The sequence below is a fragment of the Pseudomonas helleri genome (assembly GCF_001043025.1).
Taxonomy (GTDB): domain Bacteria; phylum Pseudomonadota; class Gammaproteobacteria; order Pseudomonadales; family Pseudomonadaceae; genus Aquipseudomonas; species Aquipseudomonas helleri.
The window spans coordinates 108,385-124,936 of the sequence record NZ_JYLD01000007.1 but is presented as its reverse complement, the minus strand read 5'-3'; the positions used below and the strand labels follow the sequence as shown (position 1 = coordinate 124,936).

20 protein-coding genes are annotated in these 16,552 nt (G+C 55.8%); 10 read left to right on the top strand and 10 right to left on the bottom strand.

From position 1 onward, the window contains the following. Positions 1-921, bottom strand: a complete 921-nt coding sequence (locus TU84_RS13105) for a GPO family capsid scaffolding protein (RefSeq protein WP_048369553.1) — start codon at positions 919-921, stop codon at positions 1-3. Positions 922-1,083: 162 nt separating this feature from the next. Between TU84_RS13105 and TU84_RS26480 the strand changes: the two genes are divergently transcribed. From TU84_RS26480 to TU84_RS25570, 3 genes are all read left to right on the top strand, one after another. Continuing rightward, positions 1,084-3,141: a terminase large subunit domain-containing protein gene (locus tag TU84_RS26480; protein ID WP_048369552.1), complete on the top strand. Its 2,058-nt coding sequence runs from the start codon at positions 1,084-1,086 to the stop codon at positions 3,139-3,141. Next, complete coding sequence (locus tag TU84_RS13095) at positions 3,053-3,904, top strand: phage portal protein (protein ID WP_048369549.1); 852 nt, start codon at positions 3,053-3,055, stop codon at positions 3,902-3,904. The genes TU84_RS26480 and TU84_RS13095 overlap by 89 nt, the downstream gene beginning before the upstream one ends. Positions 3,905-3,965: 61 nt before the next feature. After that, a complete protein-coding gene (locus TU84_RS25570) occupies positions 3,966-4,256 on the top strand; it encodes an ogr/Delta-like zinc finger family protein (protein ID WP_338152549.1) in 291 nt (96 codons plus the stop codon). A 631-nt stretch (positions 4,257-4,887) separates the two neighbouring features. On the opposite strand, the gene TU84_RS13090 is transcribed toward TU84_RS25570, so the two are convergent. From TU84_RS13090 to TU84_RS25565, 3 genes are all read right to left on the bottom strand, one after another. Beyond that, positions 4,888-5,619, bottom strand: a complete 732-nt coding sequence (locus TU84_RS13090; protein WP_053225232.1) for a hypothetical protein — start codon at positions 5,617-5,619, stop codon at positions 4,888-4,890. A 191-nt stretch (positions 5,620-5,810) separates the two neighbouring features. Then, positions 5,811-6,434, bottom strand: a complete 624-nt coding sequence (locus tag TU84_RS13085) for a hypothetical protein (RefSeq protein ID WP_048369546.1) — start codon at positions 6,432-6,434, stop codon at positions 5,811-5,813. Continuing rightward, entirely contained in the window at positions 6,431-6,697 is a 267-nt protein-coding gene (locus tag TU84_RS25565; protein WP_082148716.1) for a Cro/CI family transcriptional regulator, read from the bottom strand. The genes TU84_RS13085 and TU84_RS25565 overlap by 4 nt, the downstream gene beginning before the upstream one ends. A 104-nt stretch (positions 6,698-6,801) precedes the next feature. On the opposite strand from TU84_RS25565, the gene TU84_RS13080 reads away from it, so the two are divergent. Beyond that, entirely contained in the window at positions 6,802-7,521 is a 720-nt protein-coding gene (locus TU84_RS13080) for a LexA family transcriptional regulator (protein ID WP_048369544.1), read from the top strand. A 27-nt stretch (positions 7,522-7,548) separates the two neighbouring features. Beyond that, on the top strand, positions 7,549-8,187 hold the full coding sequence (locus TU84_RS13075; protein WP_048369542.1) for a BRCT domain-containing protein: 639 nt from the start codon (positions 7,549-7,551) through the stop codon (positions 8,185-8,187). 258 nt (positions 8,188-8,445) lie between these two features. On the opposite strand, the gene TU84_RS13065 is transcribed toward TU84_RS13075, so the two are convergent. From TU84_RS13065 to TU84_RS13045, 5 genes are all read right to left on the bottom strand, one after another. Next, positions 8,446-8,745, bottom strand: a complete 300-nt coding sequence (locus TU84_RS13065; RefSeq protein WP_048369539.1) for a hypothetical protein — start codon at positions 8,743-8,745, stop codon at positions 8,446-8,448. Next, entirely contained in the window at positions 8,742-8,966 is a 225-nt protein-coding gene (locus TU84_RS13060) for a hypothetical protein (RefSeq protein ID WP_048369537.1), read from the bottom strand. The genes TU84_RS13065 and TU84_RS13060 overlap by 4 nt, the downstream gene beginning before the upstream one ends. Positions 8,967-8,977: 11 nt before the next feature. Beyond that, positions 8,978-9,535, bottom strand: coding sequence for a hypothetical protein (locus TU84_RS13055; protein ID WP_048369536.1), 558 nt, complete (start codon positions 9,533-9,535; stop codon positions 8,978-8,980). Positions 9,536-9,671: 136 nt separating this feature from the next. Beyond that, positions 9,672-9,923, bottom strand: coding sequence for a DUF1654 domain-containing protein (locus tag TU84_RS26755; RefSeq protein ID WP_048369534.1), 252 nt, complete (start codon positions 9,921-9,923; stop codon positions 9,672-9,674). 49 nt (positions 9,924-9,972) lie between these two features. Next, positions 9,973-11,592, bottom strand: a complete 1,620-nt coding sequence (locus TU84_RS13045) for a recombinase family protein (RefSeq protein ID WP_048369867.1) — start codon at positions 11,590-11,592, stop codon at positions 9,973-9,975. A gap of 124 nt (positions 11,593-11,716) precedes the next feature. Here TU84_RS13045 and rimO point away from each other — a divergent pair, with 124 nt between their 5' ends. From rimO to tsaA, 5 genes are all read left to right on the top strand, one after another. Next, the gene (gene rimO / locus TU84_RS13040; protein ID WP_048369532.1) at positions 11,717-13,039 is read left to right on the top strand and encodes a 30S ribosomal protein S12 methylthiotransferase RimO; all 1,323 of its coding nucleotides are present in this window, start codon (positions 11,717-11,719) and stop codon (positions 13,037-13,039) included. A 104-nt stretch (positions 13,040-13,143) separates the two neighbouring features. Next, entirely contained in the window at positions 13,144-13,617 is a 474-nt protein-coding gene (locus tag TU84_RS13035; RefSeq protein WP_048369530.1) for a GNAT family N-acetyltransferase, read from the top strand. Positions 13,618-13,688: 71 nt separating this feature from the next. Then, positions 13,689-14,399 carry an rRNA pseudouridine synthase gene (locus TU84_RS13030; RefSeq protein WP_048369529.1) on the top strand — a complete coding sequence of 237 codons (711 nt, stop codon included), beginning with the start codon at positions 13,689-13,691 and terminating at the stop codon, positions 14,397-14,399. Positions 14,400-14,474: 75 nt separating this feature from the next. After that, positions 14,475-14,936, top strand: a complete 462-nt coding sequence (locus TU84_RS13025; protein ID WP_048369526.1) for a YehS family protein — start codon at positions 14,475-14,477, stop codon at positions 14,934-14,936. Between the two features lie 15 nt (positions 14,937-14,951). Then, positions 14,952-15,653 carry a tRNA (N6-threonylcarbamoyladenosine(37)-N6)-methyltransferase TrmO gene (tsaA, locus tag TU84_RS13020; RefSeq protein ID WP_048369524.1) on the top strand — a complete coding sequence of 234 codons (702 nt, stop codon included), beginning with the start codon at positions 14,952-14,954 and terminating at the stop codon, positions 15,651-15,653. Positions 15,654-15,767: 114 nt separating this feature from the next. Here the strand turns inward: tsaA and fpr are convergent, their stop codons facing one another. Further along, complete coding sequence (fpr, locus tag TU84_RS13015; protein WP_048369522.1) at positions 15,768-16,547, bottom strand: ferredoxin-NADP reductase; 780 nt, start codon at positions 16,545-16,547, stop codon at positions 15,768-15,770. Between the last annotated feature and the right edge of the window lie 5 nt (positions 16,548-16,552).

The window sequence follows — 16,552 nt, the reverse complement described above, 5'->3', positions numbered from 1 at the left end:
TTAGAGCACCCGCTTTTTGGCAGGGTTTTGCGGGCCGGTGTTGCGTGGCAACTGACGACCTGCTGGGGTGTTTTGCAGAGTTGAGAACTGCTTTTTGAGGTCTGCCAGAGCAGACAGCACAGCCTTGTTCCCGCCACCGTTGCGACGGAACTCGCGCTCTTCTTCGACAGTGGCCACGATGTCACCTACCGCATCGCTCACGTCGTCGATCGGTTCCTGGTCGGGATCGGGTGCTTCTTCAACAGCTGGTTCGATGACTGCCTTAATACCGGCAGCGACGATTAACAGCTGCTCCAGCAGGGCTGCAAGAGCCGTTGCGGTAGCTTCATCCATAGGGGTTTTGCTCTCAGTGAAAGTTGAGGGGGTTTCGGCGGGTTTGTTGTCCAGGGAAAAACGCTTGAACAGGTTGGTGAGCAAACCAATCAGCTTGCCCATCTCGCCTTGTGGCTTTTCTTCGCTCAAGTTGCCCAGCTCGATAGAGGCTGCGTAGTACGCGGCTTTGTTGGTTTTTTTCGAGAAATACAGCTCTTGAGTGCCGGTGCTGGCAGGCTCATCCGTGACGGCCATGCCGGTCATGTACGCTTTGCCGGTGCCACGGAAATTCGGATAAATTTCAATGCTGCTGAACAGCTTCTGACCTTGGTCGTTGAGCGAAAGAAGTCGATCATTTGGCTTAAGCTGTGCTTCCAGTGCGATTTGGCCAGGTTCCAGTTCGTCGTCTTCTTCAACCAGGCGAACGGCGAACACCGTGCCAAATGAACCGGACCAGCGCTCGTGGTCACACCAGATTACGGCGGTGTAAAGCGAAGGCTTGTAGGTCTCAGCGATATCACGCAGTTCCTGGGGAAGGATCTCGCGGCCATCGACGGTCGGGCCGCTGACAGCGACACGTTTCCAGTACGAAACAAGGGAACGGGGCATGAGTGATAACTGCGCTCAATCGGTGAAGTAGCCCACACGATAGGGAGCCGATACCCCTCAAACAAACGGTTTACTTTCGCTTTCCTCCTATTTTCACGATCTAGGAGAAAAGAGGAATTTAACTGCGCGTTAGCCACGTTTTCGCCGCATAGACTGCGGCCCATGTTCTATTCAACCGAAGTTAAAGAAGCCGCCAAACGCCTGTTTCTGCGCCGCTGTAAGGCCAAGGAAATTCAGGCGCAACTCCACCTGCCTAACATCCGGATCGTCTACTACTGGATCCGTCAGGGCGGATGGGAAGACATGCTGTCGGACGAAGAACCGCTGACAGCGGTTGGCCGGCGGATCACCCTCCTACTGGACAAAGCCAGCAGCCTGACCAAAGACGAACTGAACGAGCTGGACCGCCTGACAACCGTACGTGAGCGCCTACTTAAGCAGGCTGCCAAACCGGCAGCAGTACCGGCGGCTACGGCAGACGAACCGGACGCCCCACGGGAACGCTCTCAGCGCCCGCGTGGCGAACGCCAAGGCCGAAGGGATAGCGCCGATAAGAGACGGGAAAAGAAGCCCAAAAACGACATCAGCGGCCTGACTGAGGTCGACTTTCTGGATCAGTTCATCGGTAGCATGTACGGCTACCAAAAAGAACTGTTCGCGGCCAAGCAAAACCCGCTGACCTGCAGGATCCGGAACATCCTCAAAAGTCGACAGGTCGGTCTGACCTACTACTTCGCCGGCGAAGCGTTCATGGACGCGGTGTTAACCGGTGACAACCAGGTGTTCTTGTCGGCCAGCCGATCGCAATCGGAAATTTTCCGCAGCTACATCATTCAGTTTGCCCAGGAGTGGTTTGGCATCGAGCTGACCGGCAACCCGATCGTGCTCAGCAACGGCGCCGAACTGCGCTTTCTCAGTACCAACAGCAGCACCGCCCAGGGCTACCACGGCCACGTTTACGTGGACGAGTACTTCTGGATCCGCGACTTTGAAAAACTCAGCACCGTGGCCAGCGCCATGGGCACCCACAAGAAGTGGCGCAAAACCTACTTTTCAACGCCCAGCGCGGTGTCGCACCAGGCGTACCCGTTCTGGTCAGGCGACGAGTTCCGCAACAGCAAGCGCGGGAAAAAGGCCGGCGGTACCTGGCCGACCGAAGCGGCCTACACCCAAGGCGCGCTGTGCCCGGACGGCCAGTGGCGCAAGACCATCACCATTCAGGATGCTATCGACGGGGGCTGCGATCTGTTCGACCTTGAGCAGCTGCAGCTGGAGTACGACGAAGACAAGTTCCAGCAGCTGTTCTATTGCAAGTTCATCGACAGCACGCAGAGCGCGTTCGGCCTCAAAGACCTAGAGCGTTGCTATTCCGACCTGACGTTGTGGGAAGACTACAAGCCTGATGAGGATCGTCCCTTCGGCAACAGCCCGGTATGGATTGGCTACGACCCCAGCCGAACCCGCGACGACGCCACCTGTGTGGTCATTGCCCCGCCACTGGAACCAGGGGCGAAATTCCGCATCCTGGAAAAGCACAGTTGGCGGGGCCAGTCGTTCAAGTTCCAGGCCGGGGAAGTCAAGAAACTCACCGAGCGCTTCAACGTGCAGCACATCGGGATCGATATCACCGGCATCGGTTACGGCGTGTTCGACCTGGTGCGCGATTTCTACCCGCGCGCAACGCCGATTCACTACAGCCTTGAGGCCAAAAACACGCTGGTTCTCAAGGCACAGGACACGATCCAAGGCAGCCGTATTGAGTGGGATGCTGGCTGGACGGACGTCGCCCAAGCCTTCCTGACCATCAAGCGCGGCACCACCGGCAGTGGCCAAATCACCTACAGCGCTTCGCGCACCGAGGCCACCGGCCACGCCGACATAGCCTGGGCAATCATGCACGCCCTGGCCAACGAACCCTTGAATACGAACAGGCGGCGCCGCAGCCGCTACGTGACGAGCGAAAACAATGCCCAAACAACGACGCAGCAAGCACCAGGTCACTCAGCCGCAGGGGCAAAAGCAGCCCATGCGAGCGTTCACGTTCGGCGAGCCGGAACAGGTCCTGAGCGGCAACATCGGCGAGTACATAGGGGTGTTTCCCAGCGACGACGGCGATATCTACAAGCCCCCGGTGTCGCGTACCGGCCTGGCCAAGCTGCTGCGTGCCAACGCGCACCACGGCGCCATTCCGAAGTTCAAACGCAACCTGCTGCTGCGTGAGTTCATCCCGTCAGCGGGCTGCAGCGCGCACACTATGGGCTGTGCTGCGCTGGACTACATGGTGTTTGGCGATGCGTTCTTCTACCGCCACCCCAACGCGTTCGGCGAATGCCTGGAGCTTGAGCACCTGCCCGCGATCAACATGCGGGTAAAGGTCGACGGTGGGTATCGCATGCTGCAGGCAGACAACAAGTTTATCGACTTTGACCAGGACGAGATCGCGCACGTTATGGACTACGACGTCGAACAGACAATTTACGGCATACCGGACTACCTCGGCGGGCTGCAGGCGCTGTTGCTCAACGAAGCCGCGACCCTGTTCCGCCGCCGCTACTACAGCAACGGCGCCCACGCGGGCTACATCTTCTACACCAACGACCCGGATCTGACGGAAGAAGACGAAGACAACCTGCGCGAACAAATCAGCTCAAGCAAAGGTGTGGGTAACTTCCGCTCGATGTTCGTCAACATTCCCAACGGCAAAGAGAACGCCATTCAGATCATCCCGGTGGGCGACTTTCAGGCCAAAGACGAGCTGGAGAAGGTCAAGAACATCACCCGCAACGACGTGATAGCCGCTTGGCGAATGAACCCGGCACTGGCGGGCATCATCCCGGAAAACAGCGCCGGCTTTGGCGATATCCAAAAGATCGACCAGGTCTACACCAGCAACGAGATACGTCCGATCTGCCAGCTGTTTGACCAGGTCAACTCATTGCTACGCGAAGACAGACGATTTAACTGGAAGGAAGCTAGAAAGTAAGGCGAAAACACTTAGAAACACTCAACAGACGGCAAATAACACTACTATTTATGGCAAAATAATGGCGATTATTTGCCCCTGGGGAGGGACAACAATGCGAGTTACATGCAAATGCGGGCACAAGGGAAAAATCAAAACCAGCATCAAGACATCACCGGATTTCAGAACACTGTATTGCTTTTGTTTAGACCCTAACTGCGGTCACCAATGGGCAGCACATCTGACCTTTTCTCATACGACCCACCCGTCAGCAAAAATGGTCGACCAATTATTGTTTGGCCGATTGAAAGAGCTGCCCAAGGCACAGTTGCAGGAAATGTTTGAGCAACTGGGGGCACAGTCAACTGTGTGACTTATGCACCGCAGCATCTAATGTCGCCACTCCACATGCCTGCAACGCAGGCATAAAAGCCGCCTGCACAATCTCAACTGTGTGGCCCGAAATGCTGCGCGGCGGTACCCGCGAAGCGGCCGGTAGTCCGACAACATCACACCAAAAAATTTTGGCCGCACCGCCCCATCACGCTCGCGGGTAGATTCAGTGAAGTTTGCACCTCGCCTCGGCGCGCCCGATTACCGCTTTGTTGACAGCTGGATCTCCGGCACGTTGTGCCGGGTATCCAGCTTGGGTGCAGGGCACTGCCCTGCCGCTGGGCGGGCGCGTAGCCCGCGATGTGTGCTCGCGCCGCGCCCTGGCGCGAAGTGCGCGAGGCATCATCTGGTACCCAACACACAGACCTTGTGGACACCTCGAAAATCTCTTTTTTTACCCTTTGGGGATGCTGAGGGGGGTATAAAATTCCATTTAATTCAAGGGGCTTCAGGATGCCCAGCCCGTACGCCGGCGGAGGTGCTAAATGAGGTCAGAATAGGGGCGCTAACGAGCCCGCGAGCATGCAAAAAGAAGCATGCCGACAGGGTTCACTTGAGGGATGGAGGTTTTTTCGACCGCCAGGCGTAGCCTGACCTCGCAGGGGATGCGATTACTTCGGGGAGATGTCTTTCTTGATCTGGACGTTGTGCAGTAGGCGTGCCATGGACTCACCCAGCCCGCCAGGGCTCTTGTCAGGCTCAAGGGCAGGTTTTGCGCCCCTGGCAGAACAGCGAAAAGGGTTCAGTGTTTGTGACTCTCTATGGGCGTCAGACGCCTTGCGCGCCTCGTTCTTTTCCCAATTGCTACGGGATTGCTGCCTACGGAACTCTTCCAATGACGCCTTTTCTTGGCGGGCAGCACGCAGCCCAGTGACCTCACGCAGTTCCCTTTCCCGGCGCTTTAAAGCGGCCTTCTTCGCCCTATACCAAAGGTAGCGGACCCCAAGGTCCGCAAAGAATTTTTCAGTGAACCGCACCAGGACACGTGTCCGAACCAGGTTAAGCCCCGCCTCGTCCTTTTCATCCAGCCGCACCTTCTCGATACGACGGTAAACGTATTCTGCCAACTCAAGGCTATGCATGAGCCGATTAAGAGATGCTGGTGACATACCGCTATCTTCGGCCACACCGCATTGGGTATTTAAGAAGTACTGCCCGCGTTCGATATCCAGCCATCCCAACACACCGGTGGCCAAATCCAAACGCAGCAACAGTTGCTCAGAAGCCTTGGCCAACGCGTCGAACTTCTCGGAGCGAGTACGGCGGCCGCCATGGATAGTGTCGAGGTCGCGCAGGTACTGCCCGCGCAGGTCGCCGATCGTGCTCAGTCGTGAGAAGGCCATGCGCAGGAGCGGGTTTTTTAGCTGCTGGCTTGTCAATCGGCGCGGAGCTGAATACCGAGGCGCACGGACTGGCGCCTTGAGTGCGGCGTGAGGATTTTTCTTATCGCGATGGACGGCAGTAGGCCGGCCCTTCTTGGGGCTGTCCGTACGGCTTATTGCCGATCGAGATTTGATGTCCTTATCCTGGAGAGTCACAGGGGCGTATTCACCCTGTGAGCGTCTGGCATCTCGCGCAGGACTTCCTCTGCTCGCGAACGCAGTTCGCTGCAGCGCGCTTCAACCGAACGCAGGCGATCGACAAATTCAGGGAGCTTGTCCAGGTCCTCTCTATCGATTCGACCATCCGCCAGAATCTCACTACCCAGAACGACGGTATGGCCCAGCCGGGCAACCAGTGCACCAAACACACCTAGTGGATTGGCATCACCGATCAGCGCTCGCGCACCCGTAAGGCCATGCCGGCTGGCCAGCTCGTTAAGACAGCACTCTTGGAAGTCACCTTCCAATGAATCTACCCAGGCCTCCTCGATCCAGGTTGGCAAGTCGACCTCACCAATTAACCAGCGGTTCACGCGACGTAACCAAGCCCCTGACGCTCTCAGGAAGGCAGCGGTGTCGTTACCCTTGGCTATCGCTTTGAAGTCGGGCACATCCTTGCAGACTGCCCTCTCTGGAATCAGACGATGCAAATGGCTGCTCAGTGATTGAGCGAAGTCATCTTGGCTAAATCCCGTGCGCGCAATCATGGCGGCAGCATGGGCCACCAGCACTTGGTCACGGGAAATGGATCTATGTCCTGAGCTGGACATAGTCATGTTAGGCGGCTGCTCATACTCTGAGCACTCACCCTTTCGGGCGTGATACACCTCCCTATTGCTTTTGGGTCATGTAACGTTTTTTGCGACGGAAAAGGTCGCAGCTCTTGGGCCGTGTAAGAACCATCTTCATGGATTGTCACGATGATCTGACGGCCAGATCGGAGCGCTTTATGAATGGCCGCAGGACTAATGCCAAGGGCTTCAGCAACTGATGCTTGACCCTTCTGAACGACTAGGTCAGGCAATTTGAATTGATTCATAACGAGAAATCTCTGGCTAGACCAGAGAATATTAACCGCAGGTAATGTAAATATCAATACCGCAGGTAAACGAACTGTATTAACCAACGGTTTATAGTCATCCAATGACTAAGAAAAAAACTCTCCCTCCCGAACTTTTAGCTGAATGCCAGGCTGCTAATGAGCTTTTCCTTTCAAAAAAGAACGAACTCAAACTGAACCAAAGGAAAATTGCTGACGCAGTAGGTATCTCTCCGGCAGCAGTGGCTCATTACCTGAACGGCACGAACGCGTTAAATGCCAAATTCGCATCGGCGCTAGCTAAGCTCATCAACGTGTCTATCGATAGCTTTAGCCCGCGCTTAGCTGCCGAAATTGCTGAGTTGGCAACATTCACCGACCACTCGAATGTCGTCCCAATGCTTCAGCCGCATCGGAAAGCCCGGGAGTACCCACTCATCAGTTGGGTTGCTGCGGGTGAAAGACTTGAATCTGCGAACAGCTACCCAACTGGCATTGCCGAAGAATGGTTGAGCTCTACCGAAAATGCCGGGCCGAATGGCTATTGGCTGAAAGTCAAAGGCAGGTCGATGACATCGGATACACCGCCAAGCTTCCCGGAAGGCACCCCGATTCTGATTCAGCCTGAGGGCTTTGACCTTATCAGCGGTAAATTCTACATAGCGCAGCACACCATCAGCGGCGAGCATACTTTTAAGCAATACGTTAGGGACGCTGGTGTCGGTTATTTGGTACCACTTAACCCTAATTACGATACCGTCCCATTAGATGGCACTTGGGAAATTACCGGCCGGGCTATTGACGCCAAGATAACCGGCATGTAGCTCAACTCCTAACAAGGAAAGTGAATAATGTCTGATCTCCATAACGAGTTTAAAAACAGCCGTTTTTTCAATGCCGCTCGCATGGATCGTCGCAGTGCAGACGTGCTGGCAGGTCTGGCTGCTGGTATCGCTGCTGACGGCGTAGTCACACTTGACGAGGCCAAGTTCCTGCGTCAATGGATCGAATCACAAGTTGCACATTTAGATGATCCAGTGATCAATTTGCTATATCAACGCATCAACTTGATGCTACAGGACGGTGAACTGGACCAAGAAGAATCTGCCGAACTTCTTGATACCCTCCGTGGCTTTGCCGGTCTCAGCACCAAAGGTTCCACACCCGAAGCCTACAGTGCACCTAACCCGCTGCCTCTAAACCGTCCTGAACCCAATATAGTCTGTGAGGGCCGAGCATTCGTATTTACCGGAACCATGGCCTTTGGACCGCGGAAGGAATGTGAGCGCCTAGTGCGCGAGCTTGGTGCAAATATCGCCCCAGGCGTGAGCAAGAAAGTTGACTACCTGGTAGTCGGCAGCATCGGCAATGAGCAATGGCTTCACAGCAGTTACGGCGCCAAAATTCTCCGCGCGGTCGAGCTGCGTGAGGAAGGCATTCCCATCGCCATCATTGGTGAAGAGCAATGGCAGCGGGTTCTTCTCGGTTAAGCGCGTTATTCGTAACGCACTAGTTCGAAGAGCCATGCTTTTCAGTCGGCGCAGGCATCAATGCGGGCAACCGGTCGGACTGGCCGCAACAGTTCCAGGCCATAGCCGCCATGTGCGCAAACTTGTAGTCGGCACTGATCGGCAGGACCGGACAACGCACAAAGGAACAGCTCACATACCAGCCAGCATTGCAATCTTGATCCAATTTGGCCGGCGACTTGCACCAAGGACACGGCAGCAGTGTGTAGGTGCGCATTATCAATCTCTGTTATTACGCGCCTGGGTCGTGGTGGGTGCTATCCGCGACCTTACCAAACCAGGCGGTTCGCTATGAACCACAATATGGCCTTGGCCAATCTTGAAGTTCTTGATCACTGCAATACACACGTTCCATGCCTCACGTGCTACGGCATCACCGGATTCTATGATGTTGCCCTGGTCATCGATAATTGCCAGCCGCGCAGAACGACCGTCGGCGGTAGTGAGCTTGTAGCCACTGGTAACGTTGGCACTGATGCAACCGTTTTCCAGAGTACCTGTCTTGGGAATGCCGATCATGACTGCGCTCCTTGGCCTGCTGTGGTGTCTGCGTACATATTTACGATTAAAGCGATTGTGTTGGCGTGCAATTCTCTATTGCTCTGTGCCAGGTTTATCGCGCTCCAGTTTTCGCCATCTATGGCGGCATCAAGCGCAACATTTGCGGCTCTGTAACCGGTAATGCTCCGGTCAAACAATCGCTTGGTATCTGGTTCTGAAATTATGATGTTAATCGCCATTGCCTTGCCCCTTATGCCGCACAGCGGTAGTTTGCAATAAGCTCTTGCACACACCCCGAAAGCAGGTCGTAGGCCAGTTCCTCATCATTTGGCAATAGCAGCGGCAGGGTCAGGCCGACACTGTCCAACTCAAAGCGAAAGACTGTCCGAGTTGAGTCGCTACGACTGGTACGCAAAGACAGGCAAAGCTGCTCCACCCCATCAGCTGGCAGGTAATACGTTCCCTGACGCTGCCGGACTGCATCACGCAGCATTGACTCCATGTCGCTCACCAACAGATATTCTTCAACCTCGGGCACGCTGCTGGGGGAAATCCCATTCGCCAGCTCCTCTAGGAGAACGGCAATTCGTTCAGCTGTATTTTCCTGACGCTTGAGGGTGATGCTGTTGACGCTGTCTCCCAATTCGACTCGTACCGATACAGCGCTGTCGCACTGCTCGATCACAACATTGGCCATAGCACAAATCACCCCATTGCCACTTTGTAGCGAGTGAATGAATGCACCGTTGAGGGAGACTTGCCCAGCCAATTTCGACCGGGAATCAGGGGAAAGAATGAGGGTGTTCATGTGGTGAGCCTCCATTTGCGATCAGGCCAGCCGACGAGGCAGACCTGAACTGATGAAAGCATATTAACCGCAGGTAATTATTTTTATCAATACCGCTAGTTAATTTTTATATTCAACCACAAGATCATTTGAGCATTTAACTAAGATGCTGATTCGTCCAAATCAACTGAACAGAGCCATCCATCAATCGCGTTGCGCGCACGCTTTCTTCAACATCCAACTGATCCATCAGCTTGTCCCAATCTTCCGTGTCCTCGCCAGGCAGCCTCATAATCACTGTCCGCCGATTAGCCTGTGCAACAGAGCTGTTAACTTGACGATGAATTCGTTGACTCAGTTGTTCAAACGATGTGGACGATTGGGAAAAGGAAACTGGATGTACAAGCATAAAAGCACCTAGCCATTACTGTATGGGTATACAGTATCACAGCCTAAATCTATTCCCAATCCTCACTTGACACCCATTGACCACTACGCCGATCAATCTGTATCAGCCGATGTTGTCCCGTGCGAGAAAGCAACTGCACATCAATCAGGCGGCCTTTTCGTCCGTCAGGTTCAAGGCCCCTCATGTAGATGACAATCCGTTCAAACGTATCCATGACCAACTGACGAACCTTCTCTCTGGCGCTGTAATCGCCTGCTTCCACCAACTCCGCCAGTTCTTCCCATCGCCCTGCCTGGGCGGGTTGAGAAGTCCCGGACACTGCTGCTAATTCATATTCCAACTGCGCGACTTTCTGTTGAGCCGCGGTTTGCTGAGACTCCAGTTCGCGTGCCTTGCGAACAAATGCAACTGGCGCAGACCCACTCTCATCATCTAGCAATGCCTCAGTGATCCTGCCAAGTTGCTTTGCAATTTTTTCTACAGCGGCCCGAGCAACGACCAATTGCTGTCGAATGCCCTGCCCATCGTCACCTACCTGCAACAAGCGCTGCAGATTGAGTTGGTCAGAGCAGAAGTTGAGCAGCGCACGCTCAATCGGCACAACGCTGCAACTGCCACTTGCTGAGCATCCACCGTTCTTGCTGTATGAAGTGCACTGCAGGCGCCTATTACCATCAGCAAGACTGCCATCTGCGCGCCGGCGATTCATGATGTTTTGAGCCACCAATGCGGTACCGCAGTAGCCGCAATAGGCCAGGCCGACACCGGTAATGATCCCGGGGATTTCACCAGCCCCACGACGTCGGTGGCGCTGACTAGCCAAGTGCTGCAGTTCTGCCCACTCTGTTTCAGAAAGAATTCGAGGGTAATACTCTTCGAGCATGTAATCCTCACCATCCACAGACAACCGCTTTGCCCCACGCAGCGCTGGCAATTTAATTAGGCGGTAAACTTGTTGGCCCGAGATACCCCAACTGGAAAGTTCATATCCTTCCTGGTGCATTAGGTTTGCAGCCCTTCCGGCGCCCAACCCCTGCTGATACAGCTCTAAAGCTCGACGTACAGCGCTGACGCGCTCAGGGACTAACTCCCATCCCTGATCCCCCCAGCGCAACCACTGCGGATCTTTGCCGTTACGGATTAATCCGCGAAACGATCCCGCTAACCAGCCTTCGCACTGTCGTCGAATCGCGGCTTTAACGCGCTTGCTCTTTGTGTCGGACTCCTCATGCGCACGTATCATCACCAGGAGCGAATAGACCAAGTCCATTGGCTGGGCTTTCAAACTTGCCCGGTTGTACTCACGCCCATCGCTCGCTGTGACGACTGTAATGCCGGCATTGATGATCTGGGCCAACTGAGCTTGGGCCTGTATAGGTTCTGCTCGACTCAGACGATCTAACCCTTCAACGACCAGAACTGATCCGCTGGCGATACGTCCGTCCTCGATCGCCCGAAGGAAAACACCCAATGCACCCTGCGTCACGTGTCGCTGGTGGTAAGCAGATAACCCCTCATCTTTCAGCGTAAGAGTCGCGTCTAACTCCATGCCCTGCTTTGCCGCCCAGCTTGCTGCGTAAGCAAGTTGACGATCCGCGCTACTGCCTGTTGCTTGGCGCGGGTCCGAAAAACGAAGGTAACTGAAAACTTTGCCGATGCCTGCCTTCAACACTTTCACCCAAATATGAGAACGAAAACCAATAGCAACAATTGCTTTTGCGCATTTTTTAATCAGCGCTTAGAATCGCGCGCCACGAAATTCGACCAGGGCGAACCCTGCAGGCTATGAGTATATGAGTAATAATCCACGTGTAGGGTTTGTATCACTGGGGTGCCCGAAAGCGCTGGTCGACTCCGAGCGCATCCTTACGCAACTGCGTATGGAAGGCTACGACGTTGTTTCCACCTACCAGGACGCCGACGTCGTGGTGGTCAACACCTGCGGCTTTATCGACAGCGCCAAGGCTGAATCGCTGGAAGTCATCGGCGAAGCCATCAAGGAAAACGGCAAGGTCATCGTGACCGGCTGCATGGGCGTCGAAGAAGGCAACATCCGCGACGTGCACCCGAGCGTGCTCGCCGTGACCGGCCCTCAGCAGTACGAGCAAGTGGTCAACGCGGTTCACGAAGTGGTGCCGCCCCGTCAGGACCACAACCCGCTGATCGACCTGGTGCCGCCACAAGGCATCAAGCTGACGCCGCGCCATTACGCGTACCTGAAAATTTCTGAAGGCTGTAACCATAGCTGCAGCTTCTGCATCATTCCTTCGATGCGCGGCAAATTGGTCAGCCGCCCGGTGGGCGATGTGCTGGACGAAGCTCAGCGCCTGGTTAAAGCCGGGGTTAAAGAGCTGCTGGTGATCTCTCAGGACACCAGCGCCTACGGCGTCGACGTCAAATACCGCACCGGTTTCTGGAACGGCGCGCCGGTCAAGACCCGCATGACCGAGCTGTGCGAAGCCTTGAGCACACTGGGTGTCTGGGTTCGCCTGCACTACGTGTACCCGTACCCGCACGTTGACGAGCTGATCCCGTTGATGGCGGCCGGCAAGATCCTGCCGTACCTGGACATCCCGTTCCAGCACGCCAGCCCTAAAGTACTCAAGGCCATGAAACGCCCGGCCTTTGAAGACAAGACCCTGGCCCGCATCAAAAACTGGCGCGAGATCTGCCCGGAACTGATCATCCGTTCGACCTTTATCGTCGGCTTCCCGGGTGAAACAGAAGAAGACTTCCAGTACCTGCTGGACTGGCTGACAGAAGCGCAACTGGACCGCGTAGGTTGCTTCCAGTACTCGCCCGTTGAAGGCGCACCGGCCAACCTGCTGGACGCTGCCATCGTACCGGACGACGTCAAACAGGACCGTTGGGAGCGCTTTATGGCGCACCAGCAAGCTATCAGCGCGGCACGCCTGCAACTGAAGATCGGCAAGGAAATTGAAGTCCTGATCGACGAAGTTGACGAGCAAGGCGCTGTTGGCCGCTGCTTCTTCGACGCCCCGGAAATCGACGGCAACGTGTTTATCGCCACCGAGAAAGACATCAAGCCGGGCGACAAGATCATGTGCCGCGTGACCGACGCCGACGAGTACGACTTGTGGGCTGAAGCGTTGTAAGCCACACGCTGCGCTTAAAAAAAGCCCTGCCGCCAATGCGTCAGGGCTTTTTTTACGGCTATTGTTAGGAGGCTCCTCAATCATCAGTGTCGGAGACACGCACGATGAAACAACAATGGGCCATCCAAACGCCACGTCTCAGAGATTTCGAAGCATTAACCGAGGTGTGGGAAGCGTCCGTTCGAGCCACCCATGATTTTTTACCCGACAGTTACATTGTCTTGCTGCGCCAACTGGTTATCAGCCAGTACCTGGACGCGGTGATGCTGATTTGCTGCAAAGACCCTTCCAGCAAGCGCATTGCAGGTTTCGCCGGGGTTGCCGCCGGCAAAGTTGAAATGCTCTTCATCCACCCTGACTACCGCGGCCAAGGCGTTGGCAAGTGCCTGCTCCTGTTCGCCATCAACGAGCTGAATGCCGAGAGGCTGGACGTCAACGAGCAAAACCCGCAAGCCATCGGCTTTTACTTCAAACAAGGCTTTGAGGTGATCGGGCGCTGCGAAAACGACGGCCTGGGCCAGCCTTATCCGTTGCTGCACCTGCGCTACAAACGCCAAAAGCCGCTGGCGCGCAGTTAAGGCAAATGTTGCCGGGCTTAACCGGCGCCAGGCGGGTACAATAGCCGCCCAATTCCATTACGGCCCCTGTCATGTCTGAACCGATACGTCTCTCCAAACGCCTCATCGAACTCGTCGGCTGCTCGCGCCGTGAGGCCGAACTGTTCATTGAAGGTGGCTGGGTCACGGTAGATGGCGAAGTCATCGACGAACCGCAATTCAAGGTCGACCAGCAAAAGGTCGAACTTGATCCTCACGCCAAGGCCACGGCGCCAGAGCCTGTAACCCTGCTGCTCAACGCACCGGCGGGCCTGGACACTGACAGCGCCATGCAACTGCTCAACCCTCAAACCCTGAGCGAAGAACACCGCTTCGGCAAGCGCCCGCTTAAAGGGCACTTTCTGCGTTTGAGCGTGGGCAACGAGCTGCAAGCCAACGCCAGCGGTTTGCTGGTGTTTACCCAGGACTGGAAAATCGTCCGCAAGCTGACCGCCGATGCCAGCAAGATCGAGCAGGAGTACGTGGTCGAAGTGTCGGGCGAGATGGCTCCCCATGGCCTTAACCGGCTCAACCACGGCCTGACCTACAAAGGTCGCGAGCTGCCTGCGGTCAAAGCCAGCTGGCAGAGTGAAAACCGCCTACGCTTTGCCATGAAGAACCCGCAACCGGGCGTGATTGCATTGTTCTGCCAGGCCGTAGGCCTCACCGTTATTTCGATTCGCCGGATTCGTATTGGCGGCGTCTCGATGGGCAAGCTGCCCGTTGGCCAATGGCGCTACATGACGGCCAAAGAAAAGTTCTAAACACGGCCGCGCCCACCTATTTCGACACCGCAGCCTTGCCTGCGGTGCTCACTGCTGATTATCAGGATTACCCACATGATTCATAACGACGTACTGCGCAGCGTGCGCTACATGCTAGACATCAGCGACAACAAAGTTGTCGAGATCATCAAACTGGGCGGTTTGGACGTCACCAAAGCTGACATCGAAACCTACCTCAAAAAAGACGAAGAAGAAGGCTTTGTTCGCTGCCCGGACGACGTCATGGCGCACTTTCTTGATGGCCTGGTGATCTTCAAGCGCGGCAAAGACGACAGCCGTCCAGCACAGCCGGTTGAACTGCCTGTGACCAACAACATCATCCTGAAAAAACTGCGCGTGGCGTTCGAACTGAAAGAGGACGACATGCACGCGATCCTCAAGTCGGTTGATTTCCCGGTATCCAAACCAGAACTGAGCGCCCTGTTCCGCAAATTCGGCCACAACAACTACCGCACCTGTGGCGACCAACTGCTGCGCAACTTCCTGAAGGGGCTAACCCTGCGGGTTCGTGGCTGATACGGCGACAAACACATGACTTACACCGTCTCGCCTGTCGGCTTTGTGCGCTCCTGTTTCAAGGAGAAGTTCGCTATCCCGCGACAACCCCAATTGGCACCCGCTGCCCGGGGTGTTCTGGAGCTGGTTGCGCCCTTTGACCAAGGCGATGCCGTGCAAGGCCTGGAGCAGGTCAGTCATGTGTGGCTATTGTTTGTGTTCCACCAAGCTTTGGAAGATAAGCCCCGGCTAAAGGTGCGCCCGCCCCGCCTGGGCGGCAATAAGTCCATGGGGGTGTTTGCCACCCGCGCGACTCACCGGCCCAATGGCATCGGCCAGTCGGTGGTCAAACTGGATAAGGTCGAAGCCGGTCGCTTGCACATTTCGGGCATTGACCTGCTCGACGGAACGCCGATTCTTGATATCAAGCCGTATGTGCCCTACGCCGACATTATCAGCAGTGCGAGCAACAGCATGGCCAGCGCAGCGCCAGTGCTGATCCCCGTGCGGTGGGCTGACTCAGCGCTGCACGAAGCGCATGCCCATGGGTTGCGCTTGCAGGAACCGTTGGTGGCGCTGATTGAGCAATGCCTGGCGCAAGACCCACGCCCTGCTTACCAAACGCCGACTGCCGAGCGTGAATACGGTGCGCAGTTCTGGGATCTGGATGTGCGCTGGCATTATCCGGAGCCGGGGGTGATTCGTGTGCTTGAGGTTGTTTTAGCCAGCAAAGGTTAAGCACCAAAATCAAGGGATCGCGAGGCGAGCTCGGGCCTATAGGTCCTGTCGTCGAGGACAATAAAAAAGCCCGCGCTACCTTGGGGTAGCGCGGGCTTTTTTGTGCAGCGACGCTTACTTCTCGACGAAGGCGCGCTCGATCAGGTAATCACCTGGCTCGCGCATGCGTGGCGAAACGGTCAGGCCGAAGCTGTTTAGCACTTCGCTGGTTTCGTCGAGCATGCTTGGGCTGCCGCACAGCATGGCACGGTCGTCCTGCGGGTTGATTGGCGGCAGGCCGATGTCGCTGAACAGTTTGCCGCTGCGCATCAGGTCAGTCAGACGGCCCTGGTTTTCAAACGGCTCGCGGGTCACGGTTGGGTAGTAGATCAGCTTGTCACGCAGCGCTTCACCGAAGAATTCGTTCTGCGGCAGGTGCTCGGTGATGAACTCGCGGTACGCAACTTCGTTGACGTAACGCACGCCATGGCACAGGATCACTTTTTCGAAACGCTCGTAGGTTTCCGGGTCCTGAATCACGCTCATGAAAGGAGCCAGGCCAGTGCCCGTGCTCAGCAGGTACAGATGCTTGCCAGGCTTCAAGTCGTCCAGCACCAGCGTACCCGTAGGTTTCTTGCTGATGATGATCTCGTCGCCTTCTTTCAAATGCTGCAACTGGGAGGTCAACGGACCATCCGGCACCTTGATGCTGAAGAACTCCAGATGCTCTTCCCAGTTCGGGCTGGCAATGGAGTAGGCGCGCATAAGCGGACGGCCATTGGGCTGTTGCAGGCCGATCATCACGAACTGACCGTTCTCAAAGCGCAGGCCCGGATCACGGGTGCACTTGAAACTGAAAAGGGTGTCGTTCCAGTGGTGAACACTGAGGACACGTTCGTGGTTCATGTTGCTCATGTACG

Bases quoted from the DNA above. Each gene is read 5' to 3' on its own strand.
- TU84_RS13030 (WP_048369529.1), top strand. From the start codon at position 13,689: ATGTCTGAACCGATACGTCTCTCCAAACGCCTCATCGAACTCGTCGGC.
- TU84_RS26480 (WP_048369552.1), top strand. From the start codon at position 1,084: ATGTTCTATTCAACCGAAGTTAAAGAAGCCGCCAAACGCCTGTTTCTG.
- TU84_RS13035 (WP_048369530.1), top strand. From the start codon at position 13,144: ATGAAACAACAATGGGCCATCCAAACGCCACGTCTCAGAGATTTCGAA.
- TU84_RS13025 (WP_048369526.1), top strand. From the start codon at position 14,475: ATGATTCATAACGACGTACTGCGCAGCGTGCGCTACATGCTAGACATC.
- TU84_RS13105 (WP_048369553.1), bottom strand. From the start codon at position 921: ATGCCCCGTTCCCTTGTTTCGTACTGGAAACGTGTCGCTGTCAGCGGC.
- fpr (WP_048369522.1), bottom strand. From the start codon at position 16,547: ATGAGCAACATGAACCACGAACGTGTCCTCAGTGTTCACCACTGGAAC.
- TU84_RS13060 (WP_048369537.1), bottom strand. From the start codon at position 8,966: ATGGCGATTAACATCATAATTTCAGAACCAGATACCAAGCGATTGTTT.
- TU84_RS13075 (WP_048369542.1), top strand. From the start codon at position 7,549: ATGTCTGATCTCCATAACGAGTTTAAAAACAGCCGTTTTTTCAATGCC.
- TU84_RS13090 (WP_053225232.1), bottom strand. From the start codon at position 5,619: ATGGCCTTCTCACGACTGAGCACGATCGGCGACCTGCGCGGGCAGTAC.
- tsaA (WP_048369524.1), top strand. From the start codon at position 14,952: ATGACTTACACCGTCTCGCCTGTCGGCTTTGTGCGCTCCTGTTTCAAG.
- TU84_RS13085 (WP_048369546.1), bottom strand. From the start codon at position 6,434: ATGACTATGTCCAGCTCAGGACATAGATCCATTTCCCGTGACCAAGTG.
- TU84_RS25565 (WP_082148716.1), bottom strand. From the start codon at position 6,697: ATGAATCAATTCAAATTGCCTGACCTAGTCGTTCAGAAGGGTCAAGCA.
- TU84_RS25570 (WP_338152549.1), top strand. From the start codon at position 3,966: ATGGCGATTATTTGCCCCTGGGGAGGGACAACAATGCGAGTTACATGC.
- TU84_RS13055 (WP_048369536.1), bottom strand. From the start codon at position 9,535: ATGAACACCCTCATTCTTTCCCCTGATTCCCGGTCGAAATTGGCTGGG.
- TU84_RS13065 (WP_048369539.1), bottom strand. From the start codon at position 8,745: ATGATCGGCATTCCCAAGACAGGTACTCTGGAAAACGGTTGCATCAGT.
- TU84_RS13080 (WP_048369544.1), top strand. From the start codon at position 6,802: ATGACTAAGAAAAAAACTCTCCCTCCCGAACTTTTAGCTGAATGCCAG.
- TU84_RS26755 (WP_048369534.1), bottom strand. From the start codon at position 9,923: ATGCTTGTACATCCAGTTTCCTTTTCCCAATCGTCCACATCGTTTGAA.
- rimO (WP_048369532.1), top strand. From the start codon at position 11,717: ATGAGTAATAATCCACGTGTAGGGTTTGTATCACTGGGGTGCCCGAAA.